Below are 15,620 nucleotides of genomic sequence, written 5' to 3'. Positions count from 1 at the left end.
ACTGCACAGATTGCAGGCGCAATTCATATTATGGGCACAGCAGCTAAGGAGAAACGTGCCATGAATACCATTAAAGTGGCCGAGCTTTTCGCCGGCGTAGGAGGCTTTCGCCTTGGTTTGGAGGGGTACTGCAACCCGGAACATCCGGAATTCGATATGCCGTCGGCGGGTCCTTTTGAAACGATTTGGGCAAACCAATGGGAGCCGCCCGGAAATGACAGCAAACAATTCGCCTGGCGCTGTTATGAAGAGCGTTTTGGGGAAGATAGCTGCGTAAATGAGGACATCAATAAGGTACTTGATGCGTACGAGAATGGTGAGATAGACATTCCCGATGTCGATATGGTTGTCGGTGGCTTTCCTTGCCAAGATTACTCGGTGGCAAAGCCGCTCGCAAAGGCTGGTGGCATTGAGGGCAAGAAGGGCGTTCTGTGGTGGGATATCTATAGGTTCCTCCATTTGAAGGAGCCTCGATATGTTCTGCTTGAAAATGTCGACCGTCTTTTGAAGAGTCCGGCTTCGCAGCGCGGGCGCGATTTCGCTATCATGCTGTCATGTCTTTCTGACCTCGGTTATTCCGTTGAATGGCGAGTGGTTAACAGCGCCGAATATGGTTTTCCTCAGCGTCGTAAACGGGTTTACATTTATGCTGAGCTCACTTCTGAGAACTGGAATCTCGAAGAGCGCATCAAGGCTGGTGTGTTGTCGTCTGCATTGCCGATTGTTGAGCCAGAGTCCTTCGCAGAGTTTTCTGTGCCGAAGGACCCATATGAGGCTACGCAGTCCTTCAACGTTGGCGGAAAGGGAAAATCTCCGTTCGGCACTGCGGGTGCGATGAGGGATTTCCAAGTTGTCACGTGCAATGTTGTCGAGGATTTCGACGGCGAGCGCCGAACGCTTGGTGATGTGATTATCCCATCGGAAGAGGTTCCAGAGGCGTTTTATATCCCTGAGGAAAAGCTTGAGAAGTGGCGCTACCTCAAAGGTTCTAAAAGCGAGGAGCGCGTCAATAAGCAGACGGGTTTCAAGTATCACTACTCGGAAGGTTCGATGGCGTTTCCCGATTTGCTTACCAACCCGTCTCGTACGATTCTGACTGGTGAGGGCGGCTCAGGGGCGTCCCGTTTCAAGCATATTGTGGAAATCGACGGTCGCTATCGTCGTCTCGTTCCTGACGAGCTCGACCAGCTGCAGGGCTTCCCAAGGGGCTGGACAAATGATGGAATGACTGACGGCCATCGTGCGTTCTGCATGGGCAATGCGCTCGTCGTGGGAATCCCACATCTCATCGGCAAACAGATTGCAGCACAACTGCGTTAACGTGACATAACTACTTTAACTTTTCGGTTAGGCGACGAAGCCCTTCCGTTGCGATGCGTTGAGGGGCCTTGTATTCCTCTCGCATTAAAAAGTGCAGTGAAAAGGGGAAATTCTGGCACGAAAACCGAGGTATCCCATTAGAACTGCCTCAGTTTGGCGGTTTGCCGTAGATCGTTGACCTCTTCGGCGTCTGGATGGAGATCACGTTGAAGACGTTAAACGTCGTTGGAAGAGTGGCTGGCAGCACAGTGCCCAGGCTGCTCGGGTTGTCTAGGATACGCAGGATGCACAGGAAGGCCTGGATGCTCGAGCCTGCGAAGTCGCTTTCTGAAAAACAAAAGAGCCAAGCGCTTTGCCTGGCTCTTGGATTCATGGTGGGCGATACAAGATTTGAACTTGTGACCCCTACCGTGTCAAGGTAGTGCTCTCCCCCTGAGCTAACCGCCCATGATTTGTTTCCGCTCCGCGTTTCTGTTTGGCGCGTCAACAAGACGATAGTTTACCAGAACGAGATACTTTGCCAACCCCCAATTTCAACTTTTTTGAAAAAGTTTGGTTGGATAGGAAATCCGTTCTGGTTGCAACCTGCATCCTCGCCTTGAAGGGTCTTGCCGCAAGTGGCGCTCGGAGCCGTCGTTCGCCTCTTACTTCGTCATGCGTATGCCGACATAGATCGCGGTATCGGGAAGCCCCTTGATTTTATAGACGCTCGACAGCGGAATGGCGGAAACGCGCCAGTTGTACGTTGTGCCGTTCGCTTCAACCGTGCCGGAGCGATACGTGTTCCCCGCGTTGTCGGTTCCCGAGTCGACAACGGGAGCCTCGGCGAGCCCCGAAACATTGATCGCGTTCTGAATGGCCGCGTCAACGCCGCCCGATGAGAAGTCGGCGAACTTCAGTTTCATGTCGGTCGTGCCCGAACGGTTGACTGACAGCGTCCACGAGCCCTTCAAAAGACGCGAGGCGTCCGTCGCTGAGAGGCTCGAGATGCCGCTTGCGTACATCACGCCAGCCTCGGCGAGGGTCACGTCACTCGGAAGCTTCACGATGTCGAAGCCGCCGTCGGGGTACTCGCCTTCCTTGGTCGTCTCGTAGGTGGTGTATCCCGCATCGACGAGCGCCTGCTTGATCGCGTCATCGGTGCTTTCCATATACGTCGTGAGGTTGGGGATATCGTAGTTCACTTCGCGCGCGAGATTGCTGGCGACCGTCTGCTGCGCGCGTGCGGGTGCACCGTATACGCCATCGTAGTACTTCATGAACATGAAGGCGCCGATAAGGGCAGCAACAATAATGAAGATCCCGACCAGGGCGTATGATTTGCGGGGGAGGTCGAACGGCCTTGCAAGGCTCGAGCCGTCCATGTACTTCACGGAGCCCTCGACGTCAGTGAATTCGGGCGCGTGCTTATGGTAAGGCGTATCTTCGAATGAATCGGTTGTCATGCTTCACTCCTGTACGGTTTGTGCATTTCGCCGATTATAGCATTGCCCGTTCAAGGCTCCATGGTAGGATACCCACTGCCCGTGGGGGAGTAGCTGGCGCGACATACGCGCGGCACGTTCAACATCGTGGTTCGCCATAAGGCGGATCTGGCGTGTCTGAAATAGCGAGACTCATGGCGCATCGATTCCGTCGGTGCGCCATGAGTCTTTTTTTATACCCCCGAGCATTTTGACGAGAAGGCCAGGACTGAAAAGGAGACGACGACAGTGGACCTTTCCATCTTTGCAAGCCCTGAGGCGTGGATCAGCCTCGTGACGCTCATCTTTCTTGAGATCGTGCTCGGTGTGGACAACATCGTGTTCATCTCGATCACCTCGAATCGCCTGCCAAAGGAGAAGCAGCATATCGGGCGCAAGCTCGGCCTTGCTGGCGCGATGATCTCCCGCTGCATCTTCCTTTGCTTCGCGAGCTATCTCGTGCACATGGTTGCCCCGCTCTTCACGATTGACCTCGGGTTCTTCTCTCACGGTTTCTCGGTGCGCGACATCGTGTTGCTGCTCGGCGGCGCGTACCTCATCTACAAGGGCATCGACGAGATGCGCGACGTGCTTGCGCTTACCGAGGAGAAGGCGTCTCACTCCGAAGAGCACAAAGCCAAGCATCAGATCGGCCTTGCGCAGGCCATTGGCACCATCATGGTGATGGATGTCGTCTTCTCGATCGACTCGGTCATCACGGCGGTGGGTCTGGCGAACTACCTCATCATCATGATTCTGGCGGTGGTCATCGCTATTGTTGTGATGATGGTGTTCATCGATCCGATTTCCGACTTCATCAACAAGCACACCGAGATGAAGATTCTCGCCCTGTGCTTCATCTCGGTCATCGGTATTCTGCTTGTGCTTGATTCTCTTGGCATCAACTCGGGCATCGAGGTGCTCGACATGCACATGGAGAAGCTCATGGTGTACTTCGCCATGGTGTTCGCCTTCGTGCTCGAGCTTATCCAGATGCGTTGGGCGTCGAATTATGCGAAGTGGAAGCAGGAGCTTGCGGCTGGAACGACCGTTGAGGGCGGCAAGGCAGTGGAGAAGGTGACGAGTGCCGAGGTCATCGACCAGGTGGAAGCTGAAGATTTGGCTGGCGCTTCCGAGGGGGAAGGCAAGTAGCGCCCTTGTGTGGTCGCGAGCGATCGATGAGCCAAATCGAAGGGATTTCAAAAAAGTTGAAATTACCTCTTGCGCGCTCGCCTCGTTCTGGTAATATATGCAACGTTGCGTTTGACGCAGCCAAGCAAAACGTCGGAGTGGTGGAACGGCAGACACGCTAGCTTGAGGTGCTAGTGCCCACTTAACGGGTGTGCGGGTTCAAATCCCGCCTCCGACACCATGAAAAATGAAAGCCCCTCTTCGGAGGGGCTTTTTCATATGCTTAACTTATGTACTGGGCGCCTCGTCAGCAGCGTAGGCGCGCTCCTTAGGCTTCGTCGCCTGCCCAGGTGGCAACCTTCTCTTCGCCCTCAGCACCGAACAGCTCGAGGCATTCTTCGGACACGATGAATCGCGCAGCGCCGGGGAGGATGCGTGCCGTGAAGGGCGTTGAGCCCGTTGCGACCTCGCCGTCGTATTGGATTTGCATGGGCGGATCGGCCTCGACGACGACCTCTTTCGCCTGGAATGTCTCGATGGTTTCGGGGCTGTCCTTGAAATTGCCCTCGTGGTCGATCGCGCGCGCGAAGAGTGCGGGCAGAAGGCCGAATGCGTTCTCCGCTTTCAACACCACGATGTCGAGCAGGCCGTCGCGCGGGCTGTTCTTGTTCGTGACGGAGATGTCGAACTGGATCTTCGAGAAATTCACGATAAGGACCCCGAGCCCCTCTTCCTCAACTGTCTTGCCGTCGAGTGTCAGGGTAATCTTCGAGGTGGGCGGCAGGGGATTCGCAAGCGCCGCGGAAAAGTATGCCATGGGTCCGAGCAGGCGCTTCGAGGGCTGCGCGCCCTTCATGATCGCCGCATCGTAGCCTGCGCCCGCCATGATGCCGAAGCCTTTCTTCTCGAGCGCGCCGGCTTCGTCGTGAAATTCGATTTCGGCCAAGTCGAAATCGAGCGTGATCCCCGCGCGCAGCATCTTCGCGAGCGCATGCGGCTCGTTGGGGGATGCAAGGTTCAGCGCGAGAAGGTTCGCCGTGCCGGCGGGGAAGAGCATGACGGGAATCCCCGAGTTCGCGAGGAAGTACGCGGTTGCCGTGACCGTTCCGTCTCCGCCGCTCGCGATGACAGCGTCGAAGTTGCGCGCTTCGGCAAGCAAGCTCTCGAGCTTCGTCGTCCCGTCGGTCGAGCGCAGGCAAACCTCGTCGCCGTCGGCGGCAAATGATCTTACGAAATCGTAAATCGCGCCTTCTCCATAACCAGACGCCAGGTTGTTCAGCACGAGTAGTTTCACAGATTCCCTTTCGATTGCTATTATGAGGATTGTAAAGCAACACGCGATTCAGGCGTGCTAGATAAGTAAGGAAACCATTTTGTACCTAGCCGACCAAGCGAGCCTCGAGGCGTTCGTCGAACGTGTTACGGGCGCTAAAGTGCTCGCCATTGATACCGAGTTCCTCCGCGAGACAACCTACTACCCGAAGCTGTGCCTGCTGCAGATGGCAACCGACGATGAAGTTGCGATCATCGACCCGTTGTCGATTGACGACCTTTCCGTTGTTGCTCCGCTTTTGGAAGACGAGCGCACGATGAAGCTCTTCCATGCGGGTGGGCAGGATATCGAGATCCTTCTGCGCGAGGTGGGCGTTATGCCGCGGCCCCTCTTCGACACGCAGATTGCCGCGGCGCTTCTCGGGCATACGCAGCAAATCGGCTACGGTGCGCTCGTGCATGCCGCATGCGGTGTTACGCTCAAGAAGACCGACTCGTTCACCGATTGGTCGCAGCGCCCGCTGTCCGATTCCCAGATCGACTATGCGGCCGACGACGTGATTTACCTTCCGCGCGTGTATCGCAAGATGAAAAGCGAGCTCGAGTCGAAGGGGCGCCTGGGCTGGCTTGAACCCGACTTCGAAGAGATGATGAACCCTGCGAAATACCAGGGCGATCCGCAGATGCGCTACCGGAGGTTGAAGCGCGTGACGCAGCTCGACGGGAGGCAGCTGTGCGCGGCGCGCGAGTTCGCGGCGTGGCGCGAGGAAGAGGCGCGCAAGCGCGATATGCCCCGCAAATGGCTTGTTTCCGACGAGCAGATTGTGGAAGTGTGCCGCCGCGACGCTCGTACGATAGACGATCTCTACATGGTTCGCGGTGTGCGCGAGAAGCTTCCCGTGCGCGACGCCCGCGTGGTGATCGAGCGCATGAACAAGGCTCGTACGCTTCCGAAAAGCGAATGGCCTGACCTGGGAAAACCATCGCGCAACGAGCGCAATGTCGATGCCTCGATTGATCTTATGGCTGCGCTTGTCCGCTTGCGCGCGAAGGAGAACGGGGTCGCCATGCAAACGCTTGCAAGCCACAGCGATTTGGCAGCGCTTGCGCGTGGTCACTCCGAGGATTGCGACCTCATGCGCGGATGGCGCTGGGCGCTCGTGGGGGAGGAACTGGTCAATCTTCTCGAGGGCCGTATCGCGCTCAGCCTGGACAAGGGCGAACTTGTCGTCGAGCGTCTGGGGTAAGCAGGGCCCTACCTTTTTGAGAGCCTCGCCTGTGGTGCCCCGAGGATCGCCGTAGGGGACATCCTTGCAATCGATGTCGCTTGTGAGCACCGATTGCGGACGTTTCGCGTAAAGCGCTGGCGTGCGATTGAGCGTAGGGAGCATGCGTTAAAGTGTACAATTGTTCGTAATAACGAGAAGCAGCGTCTCCCCTTTATGAAGGAGTGAGTGGTACTTATGTTTATGAGTGGAAGCTACCTTGCCTTTATTGTTCTCACTATGGTGATCGGTTTGGGCGCCCAGTGGTACGTGAACAGGCAAATCTCCAAGTTCTCGCGTGTGAGGTCGTCTTTTGGCTTAACCGGCGCTCAGATGGCGCAGCGCATGCTCGCCGACCATGGCATCACCAACGTCGCGATCAGACAGGGCGGTGCAGGTCAGGACCACTTCGACCCGCGCAACAACTCCATCACGCTTGATCCCGAAGCCTACAATGGTACGAGCATCACGGCAATTGCCACGGCATGTCATGAGGCGGGCCACGCGTGCCAGTTTGCGCAGGGCTATACGCCCATGACGGTGCGCGGCGCGCTTGTCCCCGCGGTGAACCTCGCGTCGAATGCTTGGGTGTTCCTGCTTGTGATCGGCATTGTTCTGCAGCTTGAGGGACTTCAGGCCCTCGCGATTGCCATGTACGCAGTTGTTTTGGTGTTCCAGCTGGTCACGCTCCCCGTCGAGTTCAACGCATCGCACCGCGCGATGGATTATCTGTCGGGCGTTGGCGTCGTCTCCGCAGAGCGCAAGGGTGCCTTCAACGTGCTGCGCGCCTGTGCTCTGACCTACGTTGCCGCGGCGCTCATTTCCGTGCTGCAGCTTCTGTGGCTTTTAGGCCAGCGCGAAGAGTAGCCGCCATGGAACGCTGGGAGGAAAGCTTGAAGCGCGCTCGGAGCGCCTCGCGGACTGCGGGGGAGCAAACGCGCGCAGCTTCTCGTGATTACGCGCCAGACCAGGCAAAATACGGGTCATCATATGCGGTCGAGTCCGCAGGTGGGCAAGCCGATCCCAAGCCTGAACCCCTTACCGTTTCAGGGGCTATGGCGCTTGCGAAGGGTGCTCTCGAAGGCGTTACCGTGAAGCTTGTCGGCGAGGTTTCCGAGGTGTCGAACAAGGCGGGCTACAAGGCCGTTTACTTCACGGTGAAAGACCAGAAGGCATCGCTTCCCTGCATGATGTGGCTCAATCGCTACCGCGCCTGCGGGGTTGAACTCGATATCGGCGCTCTCGTCGAACTGACGGGGCGCTTCACCCTTTATGCGCCGAAGGGCCGCATGAACTTTGACGTGTTCTCGGTCAACCTGGCGGGCGAGGGCAATTTGCGTCTGCAGGTTGCCAACCTCGCTCGCAAGCTTTCCGCCGAAGGTCTCACCGACGAGGCACGAAAGCGTCCCGTTCCCGCAAATATCCAGGTCGTAGGGCTTGTCACCTCGCCTCGCGGAGACGCGGTGCACGATGTTTTGCGTACCTTGCGTCGTCGTTGGCCGCTCGCTAAGGTGCTCGTTGCGGGCGTTCCGGTCGAGGGTGTGCGTGCGCCGCAGGAGCTCGTTCGCGGCATCGAATGTGTGTCGCGTGCGGGGGCGGAAGCGGTTCTGCTTGTGCGCGGCGGCGGCTCATATGAGGACCTCATGCCCTTCAACGATGAGGGGCTGGCTCGCGCCATCGCCTCGTGTCCCGTTCCCGTGGTGACGGGCATCGGGCATGAGCCCGACACGACCATCGCCGACCTTGTGGCCGATGTGCGCGCATCGACCCCGACGGGCGCTGCCGAGGCGGTATCGCCCTCCTCGGGCGAGCTGTCGGGGAATCTTGTCGCTCGCGCGCAGGCGATTCACGATGGCCTCGCTCGAAGGCTCGAGCGCTCGCGTGTGGCTGTCGATCGCGTTGCGACGCGTCCGGTTTTCAAGGACTCTACTTATTTGCTCGGCACCGACATGCAAACGATCGACTTCCTCTCCGAGCGGCTCGTTCGCACCGAGCCCGCCCGCGTGGCGCGTGAGCGAGAATCTGTCGACGCGCTTGCTGCCCGTCTTGCCCGTGCGCTGCCGGCGAACACCGAGCGCAATCGTGCGGAGCTCACCTCGCTTACCGTGCGCATGCGAACGGCGGGTGCCCGCATCGGCCAGCGCGACGCCGTGCACCTCGATGCTTTGTCGGGGCGTCTTGCCTCACGGGGAAAGAACCTGGTCGCACCCTATGCGCACGAACTCGGCCTGGCTGCCTCGCGTTTGAACGACCTCTCCCCGCTCGCCGTCATCGCTCGTGGCTATGCGATAACCCGCACGGAGGACGGTGCGGTGGTGAAGAGCGTCGACCAGGTTTCCGCGGGCTCGAAAGTCGCTGTGCAGGTGTCCGACGGCGTGCTTTCGTGTACAGTTGACGCGGCGGCGCCCGCGACAGATGTCGCATCCAAGTAGACTAACGACAGCGATCGATAAAGGAGAAACCCTATGGTAGAAGAGAAGCCAATCGAGGAGCTCACCTTCCGCGAGGCGATGGCGGAGCTTGACCGAATCGTGGGTGTGCTCGAGAGCAATTCGCTCGAGCTTGAGCAGAGCGTCACTTCTTACGAGCGTGGCGTGAAGTTGATCGCTTCGCTCAAGAAGCGCATCGATGGGGCTCAGCAGCGCATTGACGTTCTTATGGGCGAGTTGGAGAAGCCGGCGGACGACGAGGTCCGCGACACGACGCTGTCTTAGATACCCGCGGCAGGGCCATCGCCTGTATTTTGCGACCGCAATTCATCTATCTGCAGCTTTGGGGGCATGCAGGCTTCTTTTTTACGTGAAAGGAAGTCTGCATGCCCGCTTTTCGTCTCGAATGAACAGCGGAACCGCTTGCCGAATTCGAATGGCTCGCACGTGCGCTCCCCTTGGCGCATGCCTACAATTTACCAAAACGTAACGTTGTAGGAGGTTGGCTGTTGAACGTTCTGGTCATCAATGCAGGCTCGTCCTCTCTGAAGTATCAACTTGTCCACGTCGAGAATCATGCCGTTATTGCCAAGGGCATTTGCGAGCGCGTGGGTTCGGCAAACGCCTTCCACAAGCACGGCATCGACGAGAACGAAGTGGTCATCGACGCGCAGATGGCCGACCACGATGCAGCCATGGCGCTCGTGCTCGAATCGCTTATCGAGGGCGATGATGCGCCTATCAAATCACTCGACGAGATCGACGCTATCGGTCATCGCATCGTTCAAGGTGGCAAGTATTTCGATAAGTCTGTCCTCATCACCGATGACGTCATCGAGAAGATCGATGAGCTCGCCGAGCTCGCCCCGCTTCACAACAAGGCGGCGCTCATGGGCATCCGTGCGTGTCAAAAGCACATGCCGAACGTTCCCATGGTCGCCGTGTTCGACACGTCGTTTTTCCAGACGCTGCCGCCGAAGGCTTACATGTACCCGCTTCCGTACGAGTACTACGAGAAGTACGCCATCCGCAAGTACGGCGCCCACGGCACGTCGCATCGCTACATCTCCGAGCGCGCAGCCGTCGTGCTCGACGAGCCGCTCGAGGATCTGAAGCTCATCACGTGCCATCTGGGCAATGGCTGTTCCATGAGCGCTATCGACCATGGTGTCGCGGTTGATACCTCGATGGGCTTAACGCCGCTCGACGGCCTTATGATGGGCACTCGTTGTGGCGCCATCGACCCTGCAATCGTTCCATTCCTCATGGAGCACGAGAATCTCACGACTTCCGAAGTCAACGATCTCATGAACAAGAAGTCGGGTCTGCTCGGCATCTCGGGCGTGAGCAACGACCTGCGCAGCGTGCGCGACGCCTCCGAGGGCGGCAACGAGCGCGCCCAGCTCGCCTACGACATGTACTCGAACTCGGTGAAGAAATACATCGGTGCCTATATTGCCGTCATGGGCGGCGTCGACGCCATCGTGCTCACCGCGGGAGTCGGTGAGAACTGCGAGAAGATGCGCCGCATGATCTTTGCCGGCCTGCAGCCGCTCGGCATCATCCTCGACGAGGAAAAGAACCGCCAGCGCGGCTTCGAACGCGAGATTTCCGCCGACAACTCGGCCGTGAAAATCATCATCATCCCCACCAACGAGGAGTACATGATCGCGCTCGACACCTTCCGCATCGTGGAAGAAAGTGAAATCGACCGAGATATCTAGCTTGTCAGGCAATTCCTTTTCGCGGCCTCCGTATACTGTAACCATCATGCACGTGCGAAATTACAGCTTTCGTTGGTTGCGGAGGTGCGATCATGCGTGTTCCAAACGACTTCCCTGTTTATTTTCGCGGTGACAAGCGGCCTACAAATCGCGGCTTCATGGTATTCGCCTTTGCGGCCGTCTGCGTGGTCGCGTCTGCGCTCTTCGGATGTGCGTCATCGGCGCCGACGTCCGAGTCGAATCTGTCGGAAGGCGGCTCTTCGACCGTCGTGGAAACATCGCCGTTCTTTGAGCTGTCCAGTCTTCCCGTTTCCGGAGAGGGCGTGCATTCCTATCGGCTTGCCGTCGCAGCTGAAACCTCTCTCGTTCTCCAAATCGCCTTCGACGGGGAAACGCACGCTGTCCTTTCCGACGAAGAAGGGAACACGGTAGTGGGCGCTGACGGCCATCCCGTCGACATCTTCATCGTCCCCGATGCCGCGCGGGAATCGGGGACGCAAAGCGTTTCCTGCGGCACCTTGGGCAAAGGGTCGTACACCGTCAGCCTTTCGGGAGGGCAAAACGCCGGCGTTCGGTTTTTGGCGCAGCGTTTCGCTGACGTTCCCGCCGATGCGTGGTATTCCACCGAGGGATATCTTGACTTCGCGGTCGATCACGGGATTCTCAGGACCCTAACTAATGTTTGCTTCGGCCCTTCCAACGTCATGACCCGATCAGACGCCGTCGATGCGTTGTACAACATCGAGTTCGATGGGGATGTGACGACTCTCATTTACGACGAGGGTTCCACGCCGTTTTGCGACATGCCGCTTAGCGCCAAGAGTGCTGCGAAGCTCGCCTGGGCGGCCGAAGAGGGCATTGCCCGCGCGGAATCCGACAATACCTTCCGCGCGGAAGATATCGCGACGCGCGAGGAGGTGGCTGTGCTCATCGCACGGTATGCTGAATTCGCGGGTGCCGACATGACGGTGCAGTTCGGCGAAGTCCTCGCTGGCGTCTCCGATGCGGATGCCGTCTCCGAAGACGCGCGCGAAGCTCTGGCATGGTGCGTCGATCGCGGTGTGCTCAGAACGCAGGAAGGCGCCGTCAATCCACATCTCGCCGTTTCCTTCGGCGAGGCCTCGCAAGTCTTCACCGTCTTAGCGCGTGATGTCTTGGGGAAACGCTGAGGTTTCTAGAATCTAACGGTTTATCCGTTGCTTGAAATTCGGGTTGCTCGCCATGAGGCGAGCAACCTTTTCGTCTCTCGCTTTGTAAGCGCTACAGAGCGCGTCGCTACCTTTCGTCTTTGGGCGTTTGCGCCTGCACGCAGGTGATTGCGGCGACGCCCACGATGTCGTCGGCGGTACATCCGCGCGACAGGTCGTTCACGGGCGCGGCGAGTCCTTGGGTGATGGGGCCGTATGCCTCCGCCTTCGCCAATCGCTGCACCAGCTTGTAGCCGATGTTGCCTGCATCGAGGTCGGGGAAGATGAGCACGTTCGCGTGCCCCGCGACGCGCGAGCCGGGCGCCTTCGATTCGCCTACGGAGGGCACGATGGCGGCGTCGAGCTGCAGCTCACCGTCGAGCTCGAGGCTTGGGTCGAGCTCGTGGGCGATCTCCACCGCGCGCACGACCTTGTTCGCATCGTCGTTTCGCGCCGAGCCCTTCGACGAATGCGAAAGCATCGCAACAGCGGGCTCGGTTCCCATAAGCGACTTCCACGAGCGTGCGGAGTTCACGGCGATATGCGCAAGCGCCTCGTCGTCGGGCTGCACTTCAAGGCCGCAGTCGCTGAAGATGAACGTGCCATCCTGACCGTATTCGCAATTCGGGACCACCATCACGAAAAACGAGCTTGCAAGCTTCACACCGGGGGCGGTCTTCAGGATTTGCAGGCAGGGACGCAGCACGTCGCCGGTCGAGTGGCAAGCGCCCGACACCATGCCGTCCGCCTCACCGCACTTCACCATCATCACGCCGAAGTACAGCACATCAGAAATCTTCTCGAGCGCATCTTCGGGGGTCATTCCCTTGTGTTTGCGCAGCTCATAGAGGCGAGTTGCGAACTTCTCGCGCAGATCGGAGGTCTTGGGGTCGACGATGCGGACTCCGCGAAGCTCCCGCCCGCCCGCTTTCAGTTCCTCTTCGTTACCAAGGACGATCACATTGCAGGCGTCGTGCGCGATAAGCTTCTCGGCGGCTTCGAGCGTGCGCGGGTCGTCGCCCTCGGGCAGTACGATCGTCTGCTTGTCGGCCTTCGCTCGCGCGAGCATGGTTTCCAAAAACGACATGCGCAATCCTTTCTCCAGGTGTACGCTGCGAATTTTACCCTTGTGAGACAGCATTTTTTGTTCCATTTGTATGTGATGGCGTATAGGGTAGGATGTTATCGGTAGAATAATCAAGATTCGGCAGCGTGCCTTTGCGCATTGCAAGCGCGCCGACCGACGCGGGTCCGCTCACGGCGGTTTCCCTACACCATTACATGCGAACGAAAGGCAAAGCTCACATGGGCGTGCAGTACACACAGTTCAACGAAGTGAATATGGACGACATCGATGCGGTTGTCGTCGGCAGCGGATTCGCCGGCGGCGTCGTGGCGCGCGAACTCGCGGAGCGTGCGGGCAAGCGCGTGCTCATCATCGAGAAGCGCCCTCATATTGGCGGCAACATGTACGACGAGAAAGACGAAGCGGGCATTCTCGTGCACAAGTACGGTCCGCACATCTTCCACTCCAACGACAAGCGCGCCTTCGAGTATGCGCGCCGTTTCTCCGGCTTTTTGGGCTATCAGCATCGCGTGCTGGCCGATTGGTACGGAACCTACATGCCGGTGCCGTTCAACAAGAACTCGATGGAGATCGCGTTCGGCGAGGAAAAGGCCGCGCATTATATCGAGAAGCTCATCGACACCTTCGGCGACGAGCGCAAGGTGACCATCAACGAGCTTCGCGAGCAGGACGACCCTGAGCTCGCCGAAATCGCCGACTTCGTGTACAAGAACGTCTTTTTGTACTACACGCAGAAGCAGTGGGGCCTCACGCCCGAGGAAGTCGACCCGTCGGTGACGGCTCGCGTGCCGGTGTTCATCTCGCGCGACAACCGTTACTTCCAGGATGCCTACCAGGGGATGCCCGTTTTCGGCTACACGAAGCTTTTCGAGGAGATGCTTGATCACGAGAATATTCAGGTGTGCCTGAACACCGAGGCGGAAAGCGTGTTTGAGCTCGAGTTCGAAAGCGACGCCGAGGACGCTCCGCTCTCCGCGATCAAACTCCACGGCAAGAAGTTCGAGGGCCCCATCGTCTACACCGGCCCGCTCGACGAGCTCTTCCTCGCGCGCTTCGGCCGCCTGCCTTACCGCAGCCTCGACTTTGTGTACGAGACCTTCGACAAAGAGCACGTGCTGCCGTGCGGTACGGTGAACTTCACGGTCACCGAGGACTACACGCGCATCACGGAGTTCAAGTACCTGACCGGCCAAAAGTCGGACAAGACCACCATCATGAAGGAGTACTCGCGCGCTTACGAGGATCCCAACACGCAGACTCCCTACTATGCCATCCTCTCTGACGAGAACCGCGAGCACTACGAGCGTTATCGCGCCCTCACCGCTAAGCTTCCGAACTTCTATCCGCTCGGTCGTTTGGCTGAGTATCGCTACTACAACATGGACAAGATTATCAGCCTTGCGCTCGAGCTTTCTGACAAGCTGGTTGAGGAGTAGCTTCAATGAAGACCATCTCGTTCGCGGTACCGTGCTACAATTCCGCCGCCTACATGGACAAATGCATCGAGTCGCTTTTGGCTTGCGGAGACGACATCGAAATCATCATCGTCGATGACGGCTCGACCAAAGACGACACGCCGCAGAAGGCGGACGCCTGGCAAGAGGCGCACCCCGACGTTATCCGCGCCATCCATCAGGAAAACGGTGGGCATGGTGCTGCCGTGAACACTGGCCTTGCGGCAGCCGAGGGCCTGTACTTCAAGGTCGTCGACTCTGATGACTGGCTCGATGAGGCTGCGATGCGCCAGGTCATGGCCTATCTTCGCTCGCAGCATGACCGCGAGCATGCGACCGACCTCGTTATCGGCAACTACGTTTACGAGAAGGTGCACGAGGGCACGCGTACGGTGATGGGGTACTTCAACGTGTTCCCGACCGAAGAGGAATTCGGTTGGAAGGACGTCAAGCATTTCCGCCAGAGCCAGTACCTGCTCATGCATTCGGCGATTTATCGAACCGAGCTGCTCCGCGAAACCGGCTTGAAACTTCCCGAGCATTGCTTCTATGTGGACAACATCTTCGTGTACGTGCCGCTGCCGTTCGTCGACACTATGCGCTATCTCGATGTCGATATGTATCGTTACTTCATCGGGCGCGAGGACCAAAGTGTGAACGAGAGTGTCATGATGGGGCGCATCGACCAGCAGCTTCGCATCACGCGCTTCATGATCGACGCGGTGCGCCTGCCTGATGACGTCGTGGAGCCGAAGCTTCGCCGCTACATGTTGAACTACCTGTCCATGATGATGTGCATCTGCTCCATCTTCTGCCGCATGATCGGAACGCTCGAGGCAGACGAGAAACGCCATGACATCTGGGAATACTTGAAGGAGAACAACCCGGGTGCCTACGGTGCCGTGCGTCGAAGCGTCCTCAACGTGGGGACGAACCTGCCTGGCGAGGTGGGGCGCTCGCTCGGGATTTCCGGGTACCATCTTGCGCAGAAGGTGTTCAAGTTTAATTAGCATTCGCGAAATGGTGTTCAAGTTCTGCGGGCTTTAATTCGCAAACTGATGCAGCTTCGCCGGAAGCCGCCTGTGAAAGCCGCCTTCGGGCGGCTTTTTCGTACTTTGGGGCGGGAACTCGCGTCGTCGCGGCCCTTTGCTTTACCCTTTCCTGTTCATGTCTTTACGTCCACTTGATAAGTCTGAACACTTCTCTTATTCTGAATCGAGCTCGAAAGAAGTATTTGCGGTGCGGGTGCCTTCGGGTTCCTGCGCCTCTTCGTATAGAAACTTGGAAG

13 protein-coding genes and 2 tRNA genes are annotated in these 15,620 nt (G+C 58.2%); 11 read left to right on the top strand and 4 right to left on the bottom strand.

Going from position 1 to position 15,620, the window contains the following annotated elements:
• Positions 1-60 precede the first annotated feature (60 nt).
• Positions 61-1,320: a DNA (cytosine-5-)-methyltransferase gene (gene dcm, locus Q0G85_RS03850; RefSeq protein WP_297154896.1), complete on the top strand. Its 1,260-nt coding sequence runs from the start codon at positions 61-63 to the stop codon at positions 1,318-1,320.
• Positions 1,321-1,692: 372 nt separating this feature from the next.
• Here the strand turns inward: dcm and Q0G85_RS03845 are convergent.
• Both Q0G85_RS03845 and Q0G85_RS03840 read right to left on the bottom strand, forming a co-directional pair.
• Positions 1,693-1,767 (bottom strand) — tRNA-Val (locus tag Q0G85_RS03845).
• Between the two features lie 197 nt (positions 1,768-1,964).
• A complete protein-coding gene (locus Q0G85_RS03840) occupies positions 1,965-2,765 on the bottom strand; it encodes a teichoic acid transporter (RefSeq protein WP_297154894.1) in 801 nt (266 codons plus the stop codon).
• Positions 2,766-3,032: 267 nt separating this feature from the next.
• Between Q0G85_RS03840 and Q0G85_RS03835 the strand changes: the two genes are divergently transcribed.
• Both Q0G85_RS03835 and Q0G85_RS03830 read left to right on the top strand, forming a co-directional pair.
• A complete protein-coding gene (locus Q0G85_RS03835) occupies positions 3,033-3,935 on the top strand; it encodes a TerC family protein (protein ID WP_297154892.1) in 903 nt (300 codons plus the stop codon).
• 131 nt (positions 3,936-4,066) lie between these two features.
• Positions 4,067-4,155 (top strand) — tRNA-Leu (locus Q0G85_RS03830).
• An 87-nt stretch (positions 4,156-4,242) separates the two neighbouring features.
• Here the strand turns inward: Q0G85_RS03830 and Q0G85_RS03825 are convergent.
• Positions 4,243-5,208, bottom strand: a complete 966-nt coding sequence (locus Q0G85_RS03825) for a diacylglycerol kinase family protein (RefSeq protein WP_297154890.1) — start codon at positions 5,206-5,208, stop codon at positions 4,243-4,245.
• A gap of 79 nt (positions 5,209-5,287) precedes the next feature.
• Between Q0G85_RS03825 and rnd the strand changes: the two genes are divergently transcribed.
• From rnd to Q0G85_RS03795, 6 genes are all read left to right on the top strand, one after another.
• Positions 5,288-6,433 (top strand): ribonuclease D, encoded by a 1,146-nt coding sequence (rnd, locus tag Q0G85_RS03820; RefSeq protein WP_297154887.1) that lies wholly within the window; start codon positions 5,288-5,290, stop codon positions 6,431-6,433.
• Positions 6,434-6,649: 216 nt separating this feature from the next.
• A complete protein-coding gene (locus tag Q0G85_RS03815) occupies positions 6,650-7,318 on the top strand; it encodes a zinc metallopeptidase (protein WP_297154886.1) in 669 nt (222 codons plus the stop codon).
• Between the two features lie 5 nt (positions 7,319-7,323).
• Positions 7,324-8,883 carry an exodeoxyribonuclease VII large subunit gene (gene xseA, locus Q0G85_RS03810; RefSeq protein ID WP_297154884.1) on the top strand — a complete coding sequence of 520 codons (1,560 nt, stop codon included), beginning with the start codon at positions 7,324-7,326 and terminating at the stop codon, positions 8,881-8,883.
• Between the two features lie 33 nt (positions 8,884-8,916).
• A complete protein-coding gene (xseB, locus tag Q0G85_RS03805; RefSeq protein WP_276995852.1) occupies positions 8,917-9,165 on the top strand; it encodes an exodeoxyribonuclease VII small subunit in 249 nt (82 codons plus the stop codon).
• Positions 9,166-9,389: 224 nt separating this feature from the next.
• Positions 9,390-10,604 (top strand): acetate/propionate family kinase, encoded by a 1,215-nt coding sequence (locus tag Q0G85_RS03800; protein ID WP_297154881.1) that lies wholly within the window; start codon positions 9,390-9,392, stop codon positions 10,602-10,604.
• A gap of 92 nt (positions 10,605-10,696) precedes the next feature.
• Positions 10,697-11,773, top strand: coding sequence for an S-layer homology domain-containing protein (locus tag Q0G85_RS03795; RefSeq protein ID WP_297154879.1), 1,077 nt, complete (start codon positions 10,697-10,699; stop codon positions 11,771-11,773).
• 106 nt (positions 11,774-11,879) lie between these two features.
• Here Q0G85_RS03795 and pta read toward each other — a convergent pair whose 3' ends face one another.
• Positions 11,880-12,878 (bottom strand): phosphate acetyltransferase, encoded by a 999-nt coding sequence (gene pta / locus Q0G85_RS03790; protein WP_297154877.1) that lies wholly within the window; start codon positions 12,876-12,878, stop codon positions 11,880-11,882.
• A gap of 218 nt (positions 12,879-13,096) precedes the next feature.
• Here pta and glf point away from each other — a divergent pair, with 218 nt between their 5' ends.
• Positions 13,097-14,314: a UDP-galactopyranose mutase gene (gene glf / locus Q0G85_RS03785; protein WP_297154874.1), complete on the top strand. Its 1,218-nt coding sequence runs from the start codon at positions 13,097-13,099 to the stop codon at positions 14,312-14,314.
• Between the two features lie 5 nt (positions 14,315-14,319).
• Positions 14,320-15,342, top strand: coding sequence for a glycosyltransferase family 2 protein (locus Q0G85_RS03780; protein ID WP_297154872.1), 1,023 nt, complete (start codon positions 14,320-14,322; stop codon positions 15,340-15,342).
• The last annotated feature ends 278 nt before the right edge of the window (positions 15,343-15,620 follow it).

It is taken from the genome of uncultured Ellagibacter sp. (assembly GCF_934617235.1).
GTDB lineage: Bacteria > Actinomycetota > Coriobacteriia > Coriobacteriales > Eggerthellaceae > Ellagibacter.
This window is presented reverse-complemented; position numbering and strand designations above follow the sequence as displayed.

Coding starts and splice junctions, on each gene's coding strand:
- Q0G85_RS03815 (WP_297154886.1), top strand. CDS start 6,650: ATGTTTATGAGTGGAAGCTACCTTGCCTTTATTGTTCTCACTATGGTG.
- Q0G85_RS03840 (WP_297154894.1), bottom strand. CDS start 2,765: ATGACAACCGATTCATTCGAAGATACGCCTTACCATAAGCACGCGCCC.
- pta (WP_297154877.1), bottom strand. CDS start 12,878: ATGTCGTTTTTGGAAACCATGCTCGCGCGAGCGAAGGCCGACAAGCAG.
- glf (WP_297154874.1), top strand. CDS start 13,097: ATGGGCGTGCAGTACACACAGTTCAACGAAGTGAATATGGACGACATC.
- Q0G85_RS03780 (WP_297154872.1), top strand. CDS start 14,320: ATGAAGACCATCTCGTTCGCGGTACCGTGCTACAATTCCGCCGCCTAC.
- xseB (WP_276995852.1), top strand. CDS start 8,917: ATGGTAGAAGAGAAGCCAATCGAGGAGCTCACCTTCCGCGAGGCGATG.
- dcm (WP_297154896.1), top strand. CDS start 61: ATGAATACCATTAAAGTGGCCGAGCTTTTCGCCGGCGTAGGAGGCTTT.
- xseA (WP_297154884.1), top strand. CDS start 7,324: ATGGAACGCTGGGAGGAAAGCTTGAAGCGCGCTCGGAGCGCCTCGCGG.
- Q0G85_RS03795 (WP_297154879.1), top strand. CDS start 10,697: ATGCGTGTTCCAAACGACTTCCCTGTTTATTTTCGCGGTGACAAGCGG.